This is a genomic window from Aporhodopirellula aestuarii, from assembly GCF_023701485.1.
Lineage (GTDB): Bacteria > Planctomycetota > Planctomycetia > Pirellulales > Pirellulaceae > Rhodopirellula > Rhodopirellula aestuarii.
Map to the genome: position 1 here is coordinate 54,050 of NZ_JAMQBK010000104.1, position 19,508 is coordinate 73,557.

Consider the following 19,508-nt stretch of genomic DNA (forward strand, 5'->3'; position numbering starts at 1 on the left):
CTCTCGCCCTCGTCGCCACCCTCGCCATGACCGTGGTCGCTGACGAAAAGCCCAATCGCAAGAACAAGGGCGAGCGTGCTGGCAAAGCTAATCCGATGGTCACAAGATTGATGACCAGCTTGAAAGAGGCAGATCTTAGCGACGAGCAAACGGCCAAGGTCAAATCTGCTGCTGCTGCATTCGAAGCCAAGGTCAAAGAGCTCAAAGAAAAAGGCCTGACGACTGACGTCAACAAGAAACAAGCAGAAGCATCAAAAGCAGCTCGCGAAGCCGGCCTCAAAGGCAAAGAAATGGCCGCCAAGGTCAATGAAGCGTTGACCGAAGAAGAACAAGCTCTTGTTGCCGAAATGAAAGCCGCACTTGCTCAAATGAAGAAGAGCGTTGCCGCGGTACTGACTGAAGAACAATTGGCTGCCTTGCCTGAAGGAACACGCAAGCAACTCGCTACCCGCGGTGCGGGCGCTGCTGGCGAAAAGGGCAAAGCCAAAGGCAAAGGCAAGGGAAAGAAGAAAGACGCTGAATAAGGATCGAAACCAACTCTCTGAGTTGAATCGCTCTTTGCCCAACGGCTGCTTGCCTGATAGATCCGTTTGATCCGAGGACGTCGAACTCGCGAGGCTCGCTGCGGCGGTTTAATCCACCCGGCAACCTCGCGGCACCGAACGTCCGCGGATCATTTTTTTGCGCCACGACAGGCCGGGTTTAGTAAACGTCGCGGTGATACCGACCGCTGGCGGAAAGTTCCTTGACGTAGGCGGCCGCCGCTTCTTCGCTCATGCCGCCTTCGCTTGCAACAACCTGATGCAGCGCCCGATCGACGTCTTTTGCCATTCGTGACGCATCACCGCAGACATAGAACGAAGCCCCGGACTGCAACCACTGCCATAACTCGGCGGCATTCTCACGCATCCGGTCTTGGACATAAATCTTGCGGTCACTGTCTCGACTGAACGCCGTATCGAGTCGGGTCAGAATCCCCGCAGATTGATACTCTTCGAGTTCTTCGCGGTAGAGGAAATCATAGGCCTCATGCTGGTCTCCAAAGAACAACCAATTCTTGCCCGGTGCTTTCGTTTCCGCTCGCTCCTGCAAGAAAGCAACGAACGGTGCAATCCCCGTCCCGGGTCCAGTCATGATCATGGGCGTCTCAGGATCGGCGGGCACGGTAAACCCTGCGTGGTTGGGTTGCACAAACACACGTACGGTTTCACCTTCTGCGATTCGATCGGCCAACATGGTGCTGGCAACTCCTTTGCGTACCCGCCCCTCACGTTCGTAGATCACTTTGCCGACCGTCAAATGAACTTGATCACCAACGCGTTTCATGCTGCTAGCGATGGAATACAAACGAGGGTTCAGCGGATCGAGCGTCTCAATCACTTCCGTCCCCGCCACGGTTGCACCCTTGGCAACTTCGAACACATCGAGCACGTCAAACCCGTCGGGAACACCGACATCGAGCATCTTGCGAAGTGTTTCTTGTGCGGACTTATCGGAAATTCGGTCAATCAATAGTTCGATTAATTCGTCGCTCGGATCTTTCAGGCAGTAGTCCTCACACAACGCCTGCAAGAGCGACTTAGTTTCGCCCGACGGAGTCGTCACGCTGACATTCGGATCCGCGGCCATCGCGTCGACCAATCGGGTCGCCAAGTCAGGACAATTGGTTGGGAAGACACCGAGCGCATCCCCCACATCGTAAGTCAGCCCTGATCCGGAAAGATCGATAACGACGTGGCGAGTGTCTTTCGCTGATCCTTCTTCGTTGAGTTCACGGGATTCAAGCAATTTCGCCGTGAACGGGTTGTTCCGTGACCACTGCGCCGCTTTGCCGTTACGACCGGCCGCGGTGCCGTTGGCATGTCCATTACGTGACACGCCCGCTGCGGATCCGTTGCCGTTTTCAGCGGAACCCTCGTCCGACGCGTTGTCAGCGAGAATCTTCTTGATCATCTGTTTGGTTTCTTTGCCACCGGGACTGCACAGAGTGAGATTGGTTTCTTCGCCGCGCGCAATCGCTTCGCCATAGGTCTGGCATAGATAACCACACGAGCCGCAGTCCAACTGCGCCATCGCGGCCATCAATTTTCGCTCCTTCGGTTTCCCCTCGGCCAATTCCATGCGGTCCAGAATCGGGAGCGACGAATCATGCCACGCGAAATCCTCTTCTTCTGGCTCCGGTTCGGCGACTGCGGTCGCACCACCAATGCCGAGTGTCTGCGCAACCGATTCGGGTGAGCTGCCCGATTGCATCCCGGTCAGACCGGCAAAAAATCCGTTAAGCCAAGCACGTTGCTCTTCGTTAAATGGGGCTGATTCTGGAATCATTGGATTGCAAAGGGTTTGAGGGGAAAAGTAACACGTATCAAAACTCAAGTCGCACTAGGCGACCGGAGCATGCGTGAGCGTTCGGAGCTCGTCGATCGTTTTTCGTCTCGCAAAATCGACGAAAGATTCGTCGACATGTCGTTCGGCAAGGTAGCCGTCAATCAGGTTCGTAATCAGCGGCGGAAGTTCATCAAACGCGATCGACTTCAGCAGCTCTCGGCCGATTCCACGTCGTTCGCCCCAACCACCGCCGACCATGACGTGGTAGCCGTCGACCATGTCCTCGCCTCGCTCGACTTGGCAAGCGATCAGTCCGATATCGCCGATGTAATGCTGAGCACAACTGTGATGGCAACCGGTAAGGTGGATGTTGATGGGCACATCGATTTCGAACTGCGACTCGAGGGCGACCGCCAATGCCATTGCGTTGGCCTTCGTGTCAGCGCCGGCATACTTGCAGCCCGCACTCCCGGTACAGGCAACCAAGCCCGCCCGGAAGGAACTGGCTCGGTAATCCAGGCCACATGCCAGGATCGCCGCTTGAACTTCAGCGAGATCACGTTCCCGGATACCTGGGATCAACAAGTTCTGCCAAACAGTCCAGCGGATCTCACCATTGCCATATTCATCGGCGATCTCGGCAAGCGAACGTGCCTGATCGCTAGTCATCCGACCGACGGGTAAAACAACACCGACGTAATAGCGGCCCTTTTGTTTTTGCTCGTGGACACCCACGTGAGCCAACCGATCTTCGTTGTCGGTGAATGTCAGACGACTTTCATCCACACGCCGAAGCGGCTTGCCGTGTTCCTTTTCAACTTCGCTAATAAACCGATCGAATCCCCAATCGTCGAGCACGTATTTCAATCGTGCTTTTTTGCGATCGGTGCGATCACCGTTTTTGACAAATACTCGCACGATCGCCCCCGCCACGGGAACACACTCATCCGGCGTCAGCAAAACACCAGTCGGTCGCGCGAAATCTTGATGCCCGGTGATCCCACCGAGCGTGAGTTGGAAATAGACCCCCGCGGGCAGGTCATCGGAACTGGCCGACGCGTCGACCTGAACCGCCTTGAATCCGATATCGTTCGTGTCCTCGAGAGACGCAATCCTGCCACCACCATCAAAGGCGATATTGAACTTTCGCGGCAAACCGTACATCTCGCGATGGTTCAAAATGTAATGGTGCATCCGCTGCGCTAAGGGAATCGTTTCGATCAGTTCATCGGGGTCGATTCCTGACAAACAACTCGCGGTGCAGTTACGAATGTTATCGCTTCCCGATCCCAGACTGATGACATCGAGTTCACGGATGCCGTAGAGCATATTGGCGGCTTGGTCGGCCGGTATCTCACGAAACTGCAGGTTAGCTCGCGTCGTGACATCGAGGTAACCGCCAGCCGAGCGGTCCGATAAATCCGCGAGGCCCGCCAATTGCCAGGCTCGCGAAAGTCCCCCTGGGATCCGCAATCGCATCATGTACGAATCCTGGGCGGGGGCGACATGGAACAGACCATGCGATTTTTGCAAAAACACGTCTGTCCCTTTCGGGAACTCCCCCGCGTCACTTCGGGCGATAATCTCGTCCCACATATCGAGAGGATTCTTCGCCTGTTTGGCGAGTTCCTCCTTACATAATTTCTTGCCCGCTTGGATCGTCGCGGCTTGGGCCTCCAAAGCAATTCTTTCAGGCCCCACCGGCAGGGCTTGCCCGTCCACCGTGGCACTGCCATTGCCAATTGAGATCGCGGTTCCTCCCCCGGCGCTGCCGGCGAGCACCGGCAATCCACTGACCGCCCGCGCGACATCGGCTCCGAACGTGAATCCGCACAGATACTGTTTTTGCTCTTCGGTGAATGGTTTGTCGGCCATGATTGAATTCGTTTTAGTAACTCTGTGGAATGATACGAACGGCGCAGTCTTTGTAGCTCGGCTGACCGCTGTGAGGATCGAAGTGCGCCAACGTCAATCGATTCGTCACGTCGTAGTGCATCGGAATAAAGGCTTGCCCCCGCCGAACCGTTGCCGTGATGCTGGCGGTGACGGTGATTTCCCCTCGCCGTGATTGCACGCGAACGGTTTGCCCATGTTCGATCTCAAGTTCATCCGCATCGACGGGATTGATCTCGACGTAAGCTTCGTTCGGATACAACATCCTGAGCACGGGACTCTGACGCGTCCGTGTCTGGGTATGCCACTGGCTGACGGTTCCCCGTCCGGTCAGCAACAGGATTGGATAAGTCTCGTTGGGTGATTCGGGCATCGATTGAATATCGTCGACGACCAACCTCGCCCGCCCATCGGCGTGAAAGAATTTGCCGTCCTCAAACAGTCGACGTTGCTGAGGCGGATCGAGGGTCCCCTGCTGTGAGTCTGCTTCCGACCATGGCCACTGAATGCCCCCGCAAGCGTCGAGTTGGCGGTAACCTTCGATCCCGGTAATGTCACACGGCTGATCACGGCTAAGTCGTTGCAAGATCCGAAACACCGCCTCGGGATCGGTCCACTCGGCAAATTGATCAGCCACACCCCAGTAATGTGCGATGCCGCGGAAGATTTGGAAATCGGCGAGTGCTTCGCCTGGGGCACGACGCACCTTCTTGATCAGCCCATAGCGTCGTTCGCTATTGATGAACGTACCTTCCTTCTCGCCCCAACCCGCCGATGGCAAGACGAGGTTTGCGTGGCGTGCGGTCTCAGTCGTGTGATACATGTCCTGAACGACCATGAACTCCAACTTGCCGAAGAGTTTGCGGACATCGGATTGATCGATCCAACTATGGGCGGGATTCGTTGCGATGACCCACAGCCCTTTGATCTCGCCGCGGCGGACCCCTTCGATGATCCGGTCGTATTTCCAACTGCCTTCGCTGGGGATGCACTCCACGTCCATTGACAGGGCATCGGCTACTTTACGGCGATCCGCCTCTTCTTCAAAACGATGGTGGCCCATCAGGTTGGTCGTGTTACTCCATAACCGCGATCCCATCGCGTTGCATTGACCGGTAATGCTGTTCGCCCCCGTCCCCGGTCGACCGATGTTGCCGGTGATCAAGGCGATATTGATGATCGCTTGGGCGGTACGCGTCCCCTGATAACTTTGATTGACCCCCATCGTCCACCACAACGAGACCGCTGTCCCTTTGCCGATCGCCTCGGCGGCACGGACGATGGAGGCGGGTGCGATTCCGGCCTCCCGGGCTACCGACTCGACATCGAACGCAGCAACGTGCTGTTGCAGGGTTTCAAAACCGGTCGTGTTGGACGCCACGAAATCGTGATCGACCAAGTCGTTTTGAATCAGATAGTTGGTAATCGCGTAGAGTAATGCTAAGTCATTTTTGGGACGAATCTGCAGATGCTGGGTCGCGGCCATCGCCGTTTCCGTTCGCCGCGGATCAATCACGATGATCTCAGGCTGATTCTGATTTCGCAGCACCCGCTCCCACATGATCGGATGAGCGATGCAAGGGTTCGAACCGACGAACACAAGACAATCGCTTTGCTCAAAATCGTCGTACGTATAAGGCGGAGAATCGAAGCCGAACGACTCCTTATATGCCGTCGCCGCAGTCGCCATGCATTGACGTGTGTTGCCATCACCGTGCTTGATCCCCATCCCGAAACGGGCGAGAGCACCGAGAAACGCCATTTCCTCCGACGGAATCTGACCGGTCGATAGAAACGCGACCGAATCCATTCCATGACGCTCTTGCACGCCACGGATTCCATCGACAAAGGTCTGGAACGCTTCATGCCAACCGATCGGCCGGTGCGTGCCATCGGCACCACGCAGCAATGGCGTGGTTGCCCGCTCGGGAGAGTCGAGCACACGCAGCGCTTCCCATCCTTTGGGACATGCCATGCCGAGGTTCACGGGGTACTTCGTCTCAGGCGTCAGTCCGACGGCCTGACCTTCGCGCAAATGCAAACGCAGCCCACATCCCGTCGCGCAAAAGCCGCATGTTGCCGTCGTTGTCGTGTCCGCGGCCATCGACGCATGCGTCATTCCCAGCCCATGGTCACCGGGGTGCAACAACAACTCGCGGGTCATCTCGCCTTCGCGGCGAAGCAAGACTTGTGGCAACGCAAAAGGAACCTTCGCGCCGTTTCCGGTTGTCAGATCAACCGCTGGACTCGGACCGATCTCCATACTCATTTCAGCGTCCCCGGCATTCGGTCGTAGACCACACTCATGAAATACAACAAACGCTCTGACGATTCGCCGGCGAGGAAGGCGACCGAAGCGAAAGACATCAGTAGCACCGAGACCGCATCCCAACCAAACGCGATCGAAGCGATGGCAAACATGCAAGCGACGACGCCCGACCAACCACCGATCGAACGAACCTGACTCAGCGTCTGCAAATGGGTCGTCACCAATCGCCGACTGCGGAAATCAACGGCTTTCGCCGACTCGGGTTTGGACGCCTTTTCGGCTTTGGGAGATCCTAGATAAAAACTCATCTCCCAAAACAACTTGGCCGCCCCGGCCATAGCACCGGTCAAAAGCAACAACGTTGACGCGGTCTTGAAATCGCTGGTGGCAAAAACCGCCAATGCCGTCAGCGACGCGCCGGCGATCAATCCGGTCGATAGAAAACGGGGCATCGTGCGACTGTATCGCCACAATTCACGCCGTGTCGCGATGTAAATCATCGCACTGCTGTATAAGCCAGCGATTCCAAGAACGATTGCCGCAACCAACGTGGCACTGATCGCCCAACTAGGAATCACCACCCAGTCTGGAATCGCATCAACGACCGCGACTGGCATCCAAGCCGATATGACTGGCAACCAAAGCAATCCCGTCGCGACCACCAAGGCACCGACGAACTTGCCCAACAAGACCGCTTCACGACTTAACCACGAGGTACGCAACCCAAGAAAAACACGCCATGCTCGTAGCGGTTGCCCCAGGTGCAACGGTGCGATATTGAGTCCGATCATCGCGACAATCAACGAAACCAACGCGGTAACCCGCGTCGCTTCCACTGGCATTTCGGCTCCACCGAACCACATCCCCGTGGCAGCCAACCGTTCGAGCACCAACATACCGACGGAGATTTCCGTTCCGATCAACATTAACGCCAGCGGCCAATGACTCTCAGCAACCTCATCGATACGTGAATCTTGTGGTACCGCGACCTGCAATTGCTCGCCGCGTTTTGTCACGTAACGCGTGGTCGGGCGAGTCAACGACGAGAGCGGCGCTTCGGGAACCAAGCGATCAGATTGGGTCGCAACGGACTGAGCCACGTCGACGGTGCGGATCGCGATCGCCTCGTTCGGACACGACTGAACACAGGCGGGAGCTTCGCCAGTCTTCAATCGTTGATGGCACATGTCACACTTGCGGACAATCCCCAATCGCTTGCTGTATTTGGGAACCTCGTAAGGACACATCATCGTGCAGTATTTGCAACCGATGCACTGATCATCGAGATGGCGAACGATCCCGGTCACCGGATCCTTGACATATGCCTTGACCGGACACCCGTTGAGACATCCAGGGTCTTCACAATGGTGGCAGGCGGTGGTTACATGCTGAATACCAGCACTCGCGACCGTGATTGGTGAGTCCTCGACTTGGATCGCCGTTGGCATCACAGCAATCTCCGATTCCATTTCGCCGATCGTCAGCGTACCGACTTTCCGCCAGCTCTCTGTTTCCTCGAGGCCGTTCATTGTGTGACAGGCCACCACGCAGGCCTTGCAGCCACTACACGAATCGAGATTGACTTCGAAGGCGAGCTGCTGCCCCGGTTCCGGAGGAGTTGCGGGCAACAAACGGCGATAGTAGATCGATTGCGCCGGCTCCAATTCGCCTGTCGAGTGCGCCTGTGAAAACTCTTCCACCGCGGTCAGCGAATGTTGCTCCTCGAGCAACATCCCGACCAGATCGAAATCCGCATCGTCCCCCGAAAACGGCAGCGGCGATCGCGATGACGTCGATCGTCGTTCGGCCTTCGTTTCGAGGGGAAGTGTGCTAGACATTAATTCGCTTGAGGGTGATTTCGAACGGTGAGCTTGAAAGATTTACTTCAGTGTTCAGAACGACAAAACAATCAATCAAAAGAGAAACAGGATGATGCTCGTCAGGGTGGAACCTTCGAAAAACGGAATCGCCAACCCTGAGGCCGGCCCAGGAACTGCCGAGTCAGGATTGCGACCGGCGAGGAGTTCGTTGGGATCATCCGTCACGAGAACTCGTTTCTCCTTACGCAGACGCGAGAACGGAGCCAATTCACTTGAGCAGCGAGTTCCGACCTTCAGCGGATAGTCATCACCGAGGTTGTAGTAGGCTGCGGAGCTGAGTTGGAATTCGTTCCGCCCCGGTTGGACCTTCCACACCTCGATGCCCCGCGCGATCGGATTCTCCGAAGAACTGATCAGCACCGCGGTGGACCGAAACGCGTCCGACGCCACGGGGATGCCGATTGCCGTTCGCAACAGATCCGCCGATGCTCCGGCGGCCCGCAAGAAACCCGGGTGATTGGCGAGGTCATCGTGGATCACACCACAACGTTCTTCCCAAACTTGACCGGGCAGACCACTGCCTCGTTCGAATCGCACAAAAGAACTGACGTTGTGGAACCGCTCCATCGTTCCGTAGTAACCGTCTTTCAGGGCAACCTCGTCATAAATCCCGATCGGTTCCCACACTTCGAAAACGCCAATCGGCAGCGATGACGATGACTCACTACTGCGAGCCAACAACACGACGACCGAAACCACACGTCCGTCGCAGTGGACGGGAATTGCAATTGCAGCGGCAGCGTCTAACGGCAAATCCGTCGAGGTGACTTCCGCCGTCCCCGACAACAATGCCAACTCGGCGAACGAGATCATTTCGTTGCGACGACTCGGCATCAACGCCCCCGACTCACCGACGTCATACACCACGACATCAGTGAGAAAACAATTGGAAGGCAGCGAGGAGATGCTGAGATTTGATGACCAATGGTCGATAGTATGAAAAGAAGAAGACATGATTCGATTAGATGGAGAAGACGGTTTTATAAAAGTCAGACTCTCAAACAGCCTGCGCCATCTTTGATTCCTCCTCTTCCTTTTGCTTGGCTGATTCTCGGGCATCCGCATCCGCTTTGAGTTTTCGATGATCCTGTTCTTCGAGGAACTGAATCATCTTTCCGCGGTATTCGTAATACTCGGGATGATCGAGCACGTCGGCTCGCACCCTAGGTCGGTCAAACGGCAGACTGAAGATTGCTCCAACTCGCGCCCGTGGGCCGTTGGTCATCATCACGACACGGTCGCTCATAAAGAGTGCTTCGTCGACGTCGTGCGTCACCATCACCGTGGTGACCTTATCGCGAATCAAAATCTCCAACAGAATCTCTTGAAGTTCCATTCGCGTTAGCGAGTCGAGCATCCCGAAAGGCTCATCAAGCAGCAACATCTTGGGCTTCAACGCAAACGCGCGGGCGATCCCGACGCGTTGTTGCATCCCTTGGCTCAGATCTTTGGCTCGTTTCTGCAGACTGCCACCGAGACCAACAAGATTCAGGTAGTAGCTCGCCAGATCAATCCGGTCTCGCTTGGTCGCGCTGCGATAGACCTGATTGACGCCCAACATCACGTTCTCCAATGCCGTCATCCACGGCATCAAACAAGGCGACTGAAAGACAACACCACGATCAGGACCTGGCCCGTCGATTTCGCGACCGTCGATCGCAACACCGCCAGTGGTGATCGGATTCAGCCCCGCGACCATGGTCAACACGGTGCTTTTACCACACCCGGAGTGGCCGAGCAGGGCAACGTATTCGCCCTGCTCAAGGTTCAGGTCGAATTCTTCGACAATGACGACTGGCCCTTTATGGGTGTCGTACGTTTTGCCGAGACGAAACATTTCTACATAACCACGCATGGCGGTTTACCTCTTTATGATTGTGTGGGGAAGATCGTCTTAACGAGGCGGACGGTTGTAAATCGCGCGACCTTTCCGCGTCAGATCTTCCGGCTTTATATCGGGCAACCGGAACTTCAAATGTTTGGTCGCAGCTTGCTCGGTGTTGCGTGCCTTTTGACGAACGGCAACCAAGTAGTTCGTGACCGCGTTGCGAAGACTCTTGAAGTGCTCGCTATCATTGAGTTCGGTCGTATTTCGCGGGCGGTCAATCCCGACCGTGAAGGCAGGTCCCAGTGAAGCCGAAGGTCCCGGATTGAGAGGAACGATCCGATCGGCCATCAAGATGGCTTCATCGACATCGTTGGTAATCATCAGACAAGTCTGACGCTCCTCTTCCCAGATCTTCAATATTTCATCACCGAGCTGTGACCGCGTCAGCGCATCGAGGGCCGAAAGTGGCTCATCGAGCAACAGCATCTTGGGTTTCATCGCGAGCGTCCGAGCCAAGGACGTGCGCTGCCTCATCCCACCGGACAATTCGTGGGGACGACGATGAGCCGCGTGACTCAAACCCACCATGTCAATAAAACGTTCAACGTGATCGCGACGTTCTTCCGCCGACCAATCTTTAAATACCGAATTCACCGACAACGCGATGTTGCCGCGAACGGTGAGCCAAGGCAACAACGAATAGTTCTGAAAGACCAACCCGCGATCAGGTGAAGGCGCCGTCACCGGCTCGCCTTCCATGGTGATCGTGCCACGATCGGGCTTGATCAGACCGGCCACCAACTGCGTGAACGTTGTTTTACCGCTACCGCTAAAACCGACGACCGCGAGAAACTCACCTTCGCGAATATTCAGGTTGATATTGTTGACCACTTCGGTCCGAGTCACACCGCTGCCGTAGCCCTTGCAGACACCTCTCATCTGCAGGATGGGCTTGGGAGCAGGCGTATCCGGCCGCGTGATTGCGATCGGCTCTGGTCGCAAAAGAACACTCATAAGACCGCTTTCAGATTGCAGTGCGAAAATAAGAAAAAACGTTCCGCAGCCAGCCCGTGTCCCCACACACGACCGACTGCGGAACGAAAACGAATCGTGAAGGTCAAGCCGGGGCTGGATTGCCAAAGCTGACCAAGTTGCGGAAAAAGATCATGATCCGATCGAGCACAAGGCCGATCATCCCAATCACAATCACGCTAAATGCGATTCGTGCGTATGTCAGTTCACTACCGTTCTGAAACTCATCCCACACAAACTTCCCTAACCCGGGATTCTGAGCGAGCATGTCAGCGGCAATCAAAACCATCCACCCGACGCCGAGGCTGATGCGCATCCCTGCGAACATCAGCGGCAAACTCGCGGGCAAAATGATCTTGAACAATCGCTGCGTCCACGACAGACGAAGAACGTCAGCGACATTAATAAAGTCTTTGTCGACACTCGCTACACCGAGAGTCGTGTTCACAAGCGTCGGCCACAGCGAACACAGACACACCGTGGTCGCCGAGATCAGGAAAGCTTTGTTAAAGAACGTTTCCCCCGCGGCGTAGCCGGCGTAGTACCACATGATGACGATGAACGCCAAAGGCAACCAAGCCAACGGACTCACTGGTTTAAAAATCTGAATGAACGGAGTTAACGCGGCGTTGAACCACGGACTCATTCCGCAGAGCACACCGAGCGGCACCGCAACGACAGTGGCCAACAGAAACCCGAAGAACACCGTTCCCACGCTTGTCCAAATTTGATCGATAAATGTTGGCGCACTCGACGCCTCGAAGTTCACCGCCGCGACGGCACGCTTCTTCAGCGAAACCGACTTGGCGGTCAGTGACTCCTGCTTCGCTCCGGTCGTTTTCGCGGCCGCCCGTTCATAGGCCTTCGCCTCCGCCATGTACTGCACCGCTTCACCCAGCTTTTCCTGCTTGGCCAAACGATCCGCTTCCTTCTGGTCAAAGTGCATCGCGATCAACTGCGCCCCGGCATCCCAAGTCGCCTTGGGACTTGGCAACTTAGCGCTATCAGTCACCACCGTGTTCGCCGCCGCAGCCCAGAAACCTAGGAACAAGGCGATCGCCACGATCGGCAACAAAACAAACTTTGCGATACCAACAAACTGTTCTTTCTTGTCTTCACCCGCCGCCAAGCGAACGAAAGGTTCAAAGATCGGGAGACCCGCGACCTCACAAAACCTCAGTAGATTTCCACGCCAATTCATAGCTCTTCCTTATTCCCGATTTCAAAGCTGTTGATGTATCCGATCGGGTCATGCCCGTCGTATGTCTTCCCGTCAATGAACTCCGACGTTACTTCTCGGTAGCCGTCGTAATCAGGAGCAGGCATTTCACTGGCATCCATCTTGCCTTCGCTAATCAACAACTCGGCCGCTTGGCGATAAACCTCAGGGCGATAAACCTGTTTTGCAATTTCCGCATACCATTCCGCCGGCTTCGGCTCAGTGATTTGCCCCCAGCGTCGCATTTGCGTCAGAAACCAAATGCAGTCGCTGTAGTGCGGATAGCTGGCATAGTGCTTGAAGAAGACGTTGAAGTCCGGCATTTCGCGGACATCTGTTTTCTGGAACACAAACGTGCCGGTCATCGAGTTATCAATGACATCCTCTTCCGCACCGACGTAGTCCTTGCTACTGAGGATTTTTGCAGCCTGTTGACGATTAACGAGCTTTCCCGATTCATCCGTGGCATCCAACCACTTGCCCGCCCGAATCAATGCCTTCACGATGGCAATGTGCGTGCTCGGATTTTCCTCAGCCCACTGCTCGGTGACACCAAACACTTTTTCGGGATTGTTTTTCCAAATGTCATAGTTCGTGGTCACCGGAACACCGATGCCGGTGATGACCGCCTTTTGATTCCAAGGCTCGCCGACGCAGTAGCCTTTAACGATGTCCGCCTCGAGGTTTTGTGGCATCTGAGGAGGCGGCACGGTTGAGAGTTGCACCTCTGCATCTTGAAAGCCGTTCAAATCACTCTCGGTATACATACCGGGGTGGATCCCGGCGGCAGCGAGCCAATACCGAATCTCGTAATTGTGCGTGCTAACCGGAAACACCATCCCCATCGGAAACGGCTTCCCTTGATCCGCGAGATACGCCTGAACAATCGGCTTGAGGCTGTCAGCTGGGATCGGGTGCGGCGGCGTCGGACTCTTCAACGCAGGATCGTTCTCTTGCATCTGCTCCCACACGGCGTTACTGACGGTGATGCCGTTGCCGTTGTAGTCGAGGCTATACGCCGTCACGATCGGAGACTTCGTACCGATACCAATCGTTGCACCGATAGGCTGACCGGCGAGCATGTGAGCACCGTCCAACTGCCCGTTAATCACGTTGTCGAGCAGAATCTTCCAGTTCGACTGCGACTCCAACGTGACATTGAGCCCTTCGTCTTCGAAGTAGCCCATCTCTTTGGCGATCACCAACGGAGCACAATCGGTCAGCTTGATAAAACCGAATTTCAAATCTGATTTTTCGAGATCCAACATCGCTGCAGGCGCATCGGCCGTTTCATCAATCTCGATTCCCGAGATATCAACCTTCGCAGCAGCAGCCTCTAAATCTTCAAGCGTGATATCTCCAGAAGAGCAACCAACCAGGGCAAGCGGCAAAGCCAAAAGAATCAACCAAGCAGAAAAACGCCTGTTTTCGAACACGGAGAACATTGTCGACACAGAAAATAGCCTTCACAAACGCTGGCCACACAACGTCTGCTTAAACAACTAGCAAACGGGAGCGACCTCGAATAACGTTTGCGGAAGGATGCATCCGCTGCGCCAATCCGTGAAACTCACCTTTGATCGCGCGTTGGCGCAGCCTTGAGCATCACTCGCCCACTTCAAGGCAACTTGAGACGCCACTAAGAAACGCGAGTGCTCAAAACTCGCGTTTGTGAGCTATGCGCGAATCAGCGGCGAAAGAACGCAATCTGCCTAATCCACTAGCAGGAGCAGGGCGTTTAAGAGGCACCCCGGCACAAACGCGGCACAGGGAACAAACAGCCCCCCAACACGAACGAAATCACTCGTCCGATTCAATCCGTCGAGACTCAACACGCCCCAGAACGACTGATGAGGGATCGTCGTCCTCATCCTCGTAGTCGTCATCATCGACGCCGTCATCGCCCCAGTCCTCTTCTCCGAAGGTGCTTCCGAGAAGAGAGAAACCGTCTGCTGGCCCGCCGAGGACAAAGTTGTAGTTTCCACGCCCCAGGTTCTTGTCGAGCTTGCCGAGAATCAAACTCTGGGTTGCGGCATCATCATGCGGACCGGCGACATAACACGGCTTACCGTTTCTGCCGAATTCGTACAGCCCCGCGACCGATTCCGCTTCCACGTCTCCCCACAACAACTGCGCCTTGGGATAGTCGGGATGCGGAGACAACCCCAGGGATTCCGCATACTCAGCGGTGGCCTCGACAAGACCTCGGGCGATCCCCGGACGGACCGCTTTAAGACCCTGCCGATCGGCCATACCCTGCAACACCTCACCCCACTCCGACGGGTTGCGGCAGGTTGCAATGATGTCTTTGACGCCGAGACAATACGTGTCGAGCAGGAAAATGGCGATCGCCGCTAGGCCACTGGGTGCCTGCCGCGCCAAGACAACCGACCCCATGCCTTGGTCGAATTCACCCACCATGCAATGGAGTATCCTACCGTTCGAAGCGGCAGACATTTTGCCGGTCAGAGAAGCCAATTGCTGTTTCTGACGCGCGATCTGTTGCTTCTTTTGACGGTCCTTGGCTTTCTTGCGTGCCAGTTTCTTCTGACGCTGCTGCTCAGATTTGGCCATTTGACAATCCTTCATCCAATGCGAATGGAACCAAAAAGCCCGCCAACTATACGGGCGGGGAAACCGACAGGCCGCAATCGACTAGATTTCGAACGAAATCTTCAAGATTTTGAACTTAATTTTTCCAGCGGGAACATCGACTTCAGCGACCTCACCGACTTTTTTACCTAGCAAACCTTGGCCGAACGGGCTCGTCACGAGGATCTTGCCGGCGTCGTAATCTTCGTCCCCGGCACCGACGAGCGTGAACTGCTCTTCGTCACCGTAGGCGACGTCTTCGACGGTGACGGTGCAGCCAAAAACGACCTCGTCTTTTGGCAATTTCGATGGATCGATGATCGATGCGCGCGCGACTTTATCCTTCAGCTCGTTGATTTTCGCCATCAACATGCCCTGGTTTTCACGCTGAGCGTGATACTCAGCGTTCTCTTTCAGATCGCCTTCCTCACGAGCTTCCGCGATCTTTTCGGTCACCAGCGGCATTTCCACGTTTTCAAGACGATGAATTTCAGCTTTGATTTTGTTGTAGCCCTCACGGGTCATGGGGACGGATTCAACCATGCCTGTCATCCTGAAAAAGTTTTGCAAAAGTCAAAAAAAGAAACCTTTTTCACTCGGCCGATCACGAAAGAGATCGCGACCACGCACTCTGAAAAAGGCTATTCGATGTGAATCATAGACCTCGCGCATGCGAGTTTGGTTCACATCCCATTGTGAACTAGCCGTCGTGCTCAGGCAAGGTCTCGTCGCGGTACTCGACGGGTGTATCTCCAGGTTCACCTTCAAACGGGACGCCGATTTCCTCGTTGAACCACCGCCCCAGGTCGATCAATTGACACCGGGAGGAGCAGAATGGCGGTGTCGGGGTCTCATCGGACAAAAATTTCCGACCGCAGGTAGGGCACGTCATGGGAATCGGCTTCATTTTCGAGACGTCCATCGAGTTCGACTTTACCGGGGCAATGAGGATGCGATGATGGGGCTTCGGACAGAATCAGCCACGCCAACTATTTAGCGTACAATAGTCGGCTCGCTTGAAAACCCTTTGATGGATCGCCATGTTGCCGCACAGCCCCACCGCACCGCAACTTCACGCCCTCCTTATTTGCCTCCTGGCACCCTGGATGTCAGTCCAGACCGCCGCGATGTCGGTCGCCGACGAAACCAGGAATGGGGCATCAGGCTCACATGCTCCGTTTTCGGATGCGGTTGTTGCAAAGGCGGACGCGGTGCTCAAGGACGCTGGCCTGCGCCGCAGCGGCAAGGGGCTGCAAAGCACGGAGGCTGCCGATCTGTCACGCCAACTCAGCGGAATCACACGTGAACGCAGGGAACTGCGACTGGAACAAAAAGCACTGACCGAAACCCTCGCGAAACAAAACGCGATTGAAGCCGAGATCAGCAAACTCAATCTCCAGGACGGCGAACTCAACCTGCAACTCGCCCGAGTCGCGGGACTCGACATCACCAGCAACAATCGAATCGTCGCGCTCATTAACGCCATCCGCAGCCAAACCGTCGAACTGCGAAAACAACTCAACGCCCAGCAAGACGTCGTCCGCGCGGCCCGATCCAAACTCAATCAATCCGAAGAGAAATACGCTGAGGCCATCTTCCAAGCTCGCAAGCGAGTCAATGAACTCTCTCAGACGATCACCTCCCGCCTCAAAGCCCCCCAAGTCCAGATCGCGATCGATGTCGTGCACGCCAACTTTGAAGTCCCCAAAGAAATCGACGCGACGAGTATCCTGCGAACACTCGACAACCGACTGCGTGAATTCGAAAAGGAAGTGTTCCAGGAAACCATCCCGCTCGATGTCGGCGCCAACGGGTCGCTGTTCACGATGGTCAGTGTCAATCAGCAGGCGATCCGAATGGTGATCGACAGCGGCGCCACATTGATCACGCTGCCCGCTGATGTCGCTCAGAAATTACAAGTGACGATCCCTGACGACGCTCCCGTGGTCCCACTGGTACTCGCCAACGGAGGCAAAATCAACGGCCGACGTGTTCTGCTGGAAACGGTCAGGGTGGGTCAGTTTGAAGCGAAAAACGTCGCCGCCGTCGTACTCGAACCGATCGCGGCTAACGCCGAACCGCTACTCGGGCTGAGCTTTCTCGACCGCTATAAATTCGAACTCGATTCTTCGGCAAAAACGCTCGGATTGCTCCGGATCGAAGAATCCGACGCGAAATCCCCGTAATGCCGGAACTCCCTGAAGTCGAAACGATGTGCCGTGGCATCCGCCCGATCGTGGGCCGCCGCGTGCACCGAATCGAGCAGCCCCCGTGCTCCTGTCGCCCGTGCACGACCGAACCGAGCGTCAAAACAATGCACCGGAAACTCGCGGGTAACACCGTCGCCGCGATCGAGCGGCGGGGCAAACGCGTGATGCTCCGATTCGACAACGATCACCGCCTCGTTATCGAACCGCGGATGAGCGGCCTAGTGCTGCTATCGGATCCTCCCGGCGTCGACCACCTGCGACTGCGGATCGAATTCAGCGATTGGGACAAGGCACCTTCGCTGCAAATGCTCGTGTGGGACCGCCGGGGCCTCGGCACGATTCGATTGCTGAGCCCGGACGAATACGAAAAGAACGTCAACTCGCGGCTCGGCGATGACGCCCTGGTTATCACACGCGACGCCTTGGCGGCGAAACTGAATTCGAGCCGTCGGGAAATCAAGGTCGCCTTGCTCGACCAAACCGTCGTCGCGGGCATCGGCAACTTGTACGCCGCCGAGATTCTGTTTGTCGCCGGCATCGATCCACGACTGCGTTGCGAGAAACTGACACGTGCCCAATGGTCTCGGCTCCACGCCGCGATCGGACTGGTGCTTAGCGAAGCGATCGCGAACGAAGGCAGCACCCTGAGCGACGGCACGTACCGCAACGCACTGAACCAATCGGGCGGATACCAAAACATGCACCGGGTTTACGACCGGGCGGGCGATATCTGTGCCCGCTGCGGCGAAGGCGAAATCCGCCGTATCGTCCAAGCACAGCGTTCCACGTTTTTCTGCGGTCATTGCCAACGCCGAAGCGGCGTGCACCCCGCCGTTGAATGAACTGCCGCTGCGAGCCGCCCGAAGCGGGCGGACATCCGCCAGCGACAAAACAGCTCAGCGGTTGGCGAACTGACGTGTGCCGATTACGATCTGCCATCCCAGGAACACGTCCCCCACTCTCGTAAAAAGCCCCCGCTGCTGTGCCTGATTCGCTCGCCCCGCTCGATCGCCTGATGTCCACGCTCGCCCAACGCGCGGCCGATCGTCCGGCGGGATCTTACACGACAAAACTCCTCGACGGCGGCCCCGAAGCCATCGGCGCGAAAATCCGCGAAGAGGGCGAGGAATTGATCGAGGCTGCGGGCGAGCCCGGCGACGCCGGCCGTGAACACGCCGTTTATGAAGCCGCAGACTTGGTCTACCACACACTCGTCCTGCTGGCTTGGCGAGGCATTTCCCTCGATGAAGTCGCTGCCGAACTCGCCCGCCGCGAAGGCACCTCGGGACTGGCCGAGAAAGCATCCCGAAACAAAAACTAGCCTACAAAGGACACGGCCTTGATTTCCGATTCACACCTTCGCCTGGGCATCCCCAGCAAGGGACGCCTGAGCGATCTGGCGACCGACCTGTTGACCCAAGCCGGGCTGCGTTTCCGCCGCCAAAACCGAGGGCTGTTTGCCCGCGTCAGCGGCATGAACGTCGATCTGGTCTACCTCCGAACCGACGATATCCCGACGCTCTGCGCCGAAGGTGCCATCGACATGGGTATCACCGGCAGCGACCTCGTCGAAGAAGCCGGAGCGAACGTCCAAGAACGCATGAAATTCGGTGTCGGCCGTTGTCGACTAGCGTTCTGCACCCCCGACGACGCCCCGATCACCTCCGCCGAACAACTCGACGGCAAACGGATCGCGACCAGCTTCCCCAACGTCACGAGGGAGTATTTGGCACAACGTGGTGCGACGGCACATTTGGTCGCGCTCGCCGGCAGCGTCGAGGCGATGATCCAACTTGGCGTCGCCGACGCAATCGTCGACCTCGTTGAAACGGGCAGCACCCTGGCAGCCAATCGCTTACGGATTCTTGAAGAAATCGGCCATTACGAAACCGTTCTGATCCAAAACAGCAAACCGAGGCACGCCGAAATCGCCGACCGACTGGTCCAGCGACTTGAGGGTGTGGTCATTGCTCGAGATTACTCGCTGGTCGAATACAACATCCCGCGAGCCAAACTACCCGAAGCCGAGAAGATCACCCCTGGGTTCAACTCGCCGACGATCAACTCGCTCGAAAACGCCGAATGGTGCAGCGTCCAAGTCATGATCCGCCGTGCCGACGTTGTCGACGCGATGGACCAACTCAAAGCGATTGGCGCCTCGGCGGTCTTCGAAATGACGCTTAACAACTGCCGGCTGTAAATTTGGGTTAAAGCCAGGACGTGGTCCACCGTCTGGTGACGGTGGCTAGTGCGCCTG

17 protein-coding genes are annotated in these 19,508 nt (G+C 56.3%); 5 read left to right on the forward strand and 12 right to left on the reverse strand.

The features are described 5' to 3' along the window. Window positions 1-26: 26 nt before the first annotated feature. The gene (locus tag NB063_RS29880) at window positions 27-524 is read left to right on the forward strand and encodes a hypothetical protein (RefSeq protein ID WP_250933097.1); all 498 of its coding nucleotides are present in this window, start codon (window positions 27-29) and stop codon (window positions 522-524) included. Window positions 525-702: 178 nt separating this feature from the next. Here NB063_RS29880 and NB063_RS29885 read toward each other — a convergent pair whose 3' ends face one another. The 12 genes from NB063_RS29885 to yacG all read right to left on the reverse strand — a co-directional run bounded on the left by NB063_RS29885 (window position 703) and on the right by yacG (window position 15,963). After that, entirely contained in the window at window positions 703-2,328 is a 1,626-nt protein-coding gene (locus NB063_RS29885) for a sulfite reductase subunit alpha (RefSeq protein ID WP_250933073.1), read from the reverse strand. A gap of 54 nt (window positions 2,329-2,382) precedes the next feature. Beyond that, window positions 2,383-4,203, reverse strand: a complete 1,821-nt coding sequence (locus tag NB063_RS29890; RefSeq protein ID WP_250933074.1) for a NirA family protein — start codon at window positions 4,201-4,203, stop codon at window positions 2,383-2,385. Window positions 4,204-4,216: 13 nt separating this feature from the next. After that, entirely contained in the window at window positions 4,217-6,484 is a 2,268-nt protein-coding gene (locus NB063_RS29895; protein ID WP_250933099.1) for a molybdopterin oxidoreductase family protein, read from the reverse strand. Between the two features lie 2 nt (window positions 6,485-6,486). After that, the gene (locus tag NB063_RS29900; RefSeq protein WP_250933075.1) at window positions 6,487-8,328 is read right to left on the reverse strand and encodes a DmsC/YnfH family molybdoenzyme membrane anchor subunit; all 1,842 of its coding nucleotides are present in this window, start codon (window positions 8,326-8,328) and stop codon (window positions 6,487-6,489) included. Between the two features lie 75 nt (window positions 8,329-8,403). Next, window positions 8,404-9,324, reverse strand: coding sequence for a GAF domain-containing protein (locus NB063_RS29905; protein WP_250933076.1), 921 nt, complete (start codon window positions 9,322-9,324; stop codon window positions 8,404-8,406). 43 nt (window positions 9,325-9,367) lie between these two features. After that, entirely contained in the window at window positions 9,368-10,225 is an 858-nt protein-coding gene (locus NB063_RS29910; protein ID WP_250933077.1) for an ABC transporter ATP-binding protein, read from the reverse strand. Between the two features lie 39 nt (window positions 10,226-10,264). After that, window positions 10,265-11,212 (reverse strand): ABC transporter ATP-binding protein, encoded by a 948-nt coding sequence (locus NB063_RS29915; RefSeq protein ID WP_250933078.1) that lies wholly within the window; start codon window positions 11,210-11,212, stop codon window positions 10,265-10,267. 103 nt (window positions 11,213-11,315) lie between these two features. After that, the gene (locus NB063_RS29920; protein WP_250933079.1) at window positions 11,316-12,431 is read right to left on the reverse strand and encodes an ABC transporter permease; all 1,116 of its coding nucleotides are present in this window, start codon (window positions 12,429-12,431) and stop codon (window positions 11,316-11,318) included. Further along, window positions 12,428-13,894, reverse strand: coding sequence for a CmpA/NrtA family ABC transporter substrate-binding protein (locus NB063_RS29925; RefSeq protein ID WP_250933101.1), 1,467 nt, complete (start codon window positions 13,892-13,894; stop codon window positions 12,428-12,430). Before NB063_RS29925 ends, NB063_RS29920 begins: the two co-directional genes overlap by 4 nt. A 355-nt stretch (window positions 13,895-14,249) precedes the next feature. After that, window positions 14,250-15,023, reverse strand: coding sequence for a hypothetical protein (locus NB063_RS29930; protein WP_250933080.1), 774 nt, complete (start codon window positions 15,021-15,023; stop codon window positions 14,250-14,252). A gap of 81 nt (window positions 15,024-15,104) precedes the next feature. Continuing rightward, window positions 15,105-15,584 carry a transcription elongation factor GreA gene (gene greA / locus NB063_RS29935; RefSeq protein WP_250933082.1) on the reverse strand — a complete coding sequence of 160 codons (480 nt, stop codon included), beginning with the start codon at window positions 15,582-15,584 and terminating at the stop codon, window positions 15,105-15,107. 157 nt (window positions 15,585-15,741) lie between these two features. Further along, window positions 15,742-15,963 (reverse strand): DNA gyrase inhibitor YacG, encoded by a 222-nt coding sequence (gene yacG, locus NB063_RS29940; protein ID WP_322975332.1) that lies wholly within the window; start codon window positions 15,961-15,963, stop codon window positions 15,742-15,744. Window positions 15,964-16,147: 184 nt separating this feature from the next. Here yacG and NB063_RS29945 point away from each other — a divergent pair, with 184 nt between their 5' ends. From NB063_RS29945 to hisG, 4 genes are all read left to right on the forward strand, one after another. Then, window positions 16,148-17,227 carry a retropepsin-like aspartic protease family protein gene (locus tag NB063_RS29945; protein ID WP_250933084.1) on the forward strand — a complete coding sequence of 360 codons (1,080 nt, stop codon included), beginning with the start codon at window positions 16,148-16,150 and terminating at the stop codon, window positions 17,225-17,227. Next, window positions 17,227-18,093: a bifunctional DNA-formamidopyrimidine glycosylase/DNA-(apurinic or apyrimidinic site) lyase gene (gene mutM, locus NB063_RS29950; RefSeq protein WP_250933086.1), complete on the forward strand. Its 867-nt coding sequence runs from the start codon at window positions 17,227-17,229 to the stop codon at window positions 18,091-18,093. The genes NB063_RS29945 and mutM overlap by 1 nt, the downstream gene beginning before the upstream one ends. A gap of 140 nt (window positions 18,094-18,233) precedes the next feature. After that, window positions 18,234-18,572 (forward strand): phosphoribosyl-ATP diphosphatase, encoded by a 339-nt coding sequence (gene hisE / locus NB063_RS29955; protein ID WP_250933088.1) that lies wholly within the window; start codon window positions 18,234-18,236, stop codon window positions 18,570-18,572. A gap of 18 nt (window positions 18,573-18,590) precedes the next feature. Next, complete coding sequence (gene hisG, locus NB063_RS29960; protein WP_250933090.1) at window positions 18,591-19,451, forward strand: ATP phosphoribosyltransferase; 861 nt, start codon at window positions 18,591-18,593, stop codon at window positions 19,449-19,451. Window positions 19,452-19,508 lie beyond the last annotated feature (57 nt).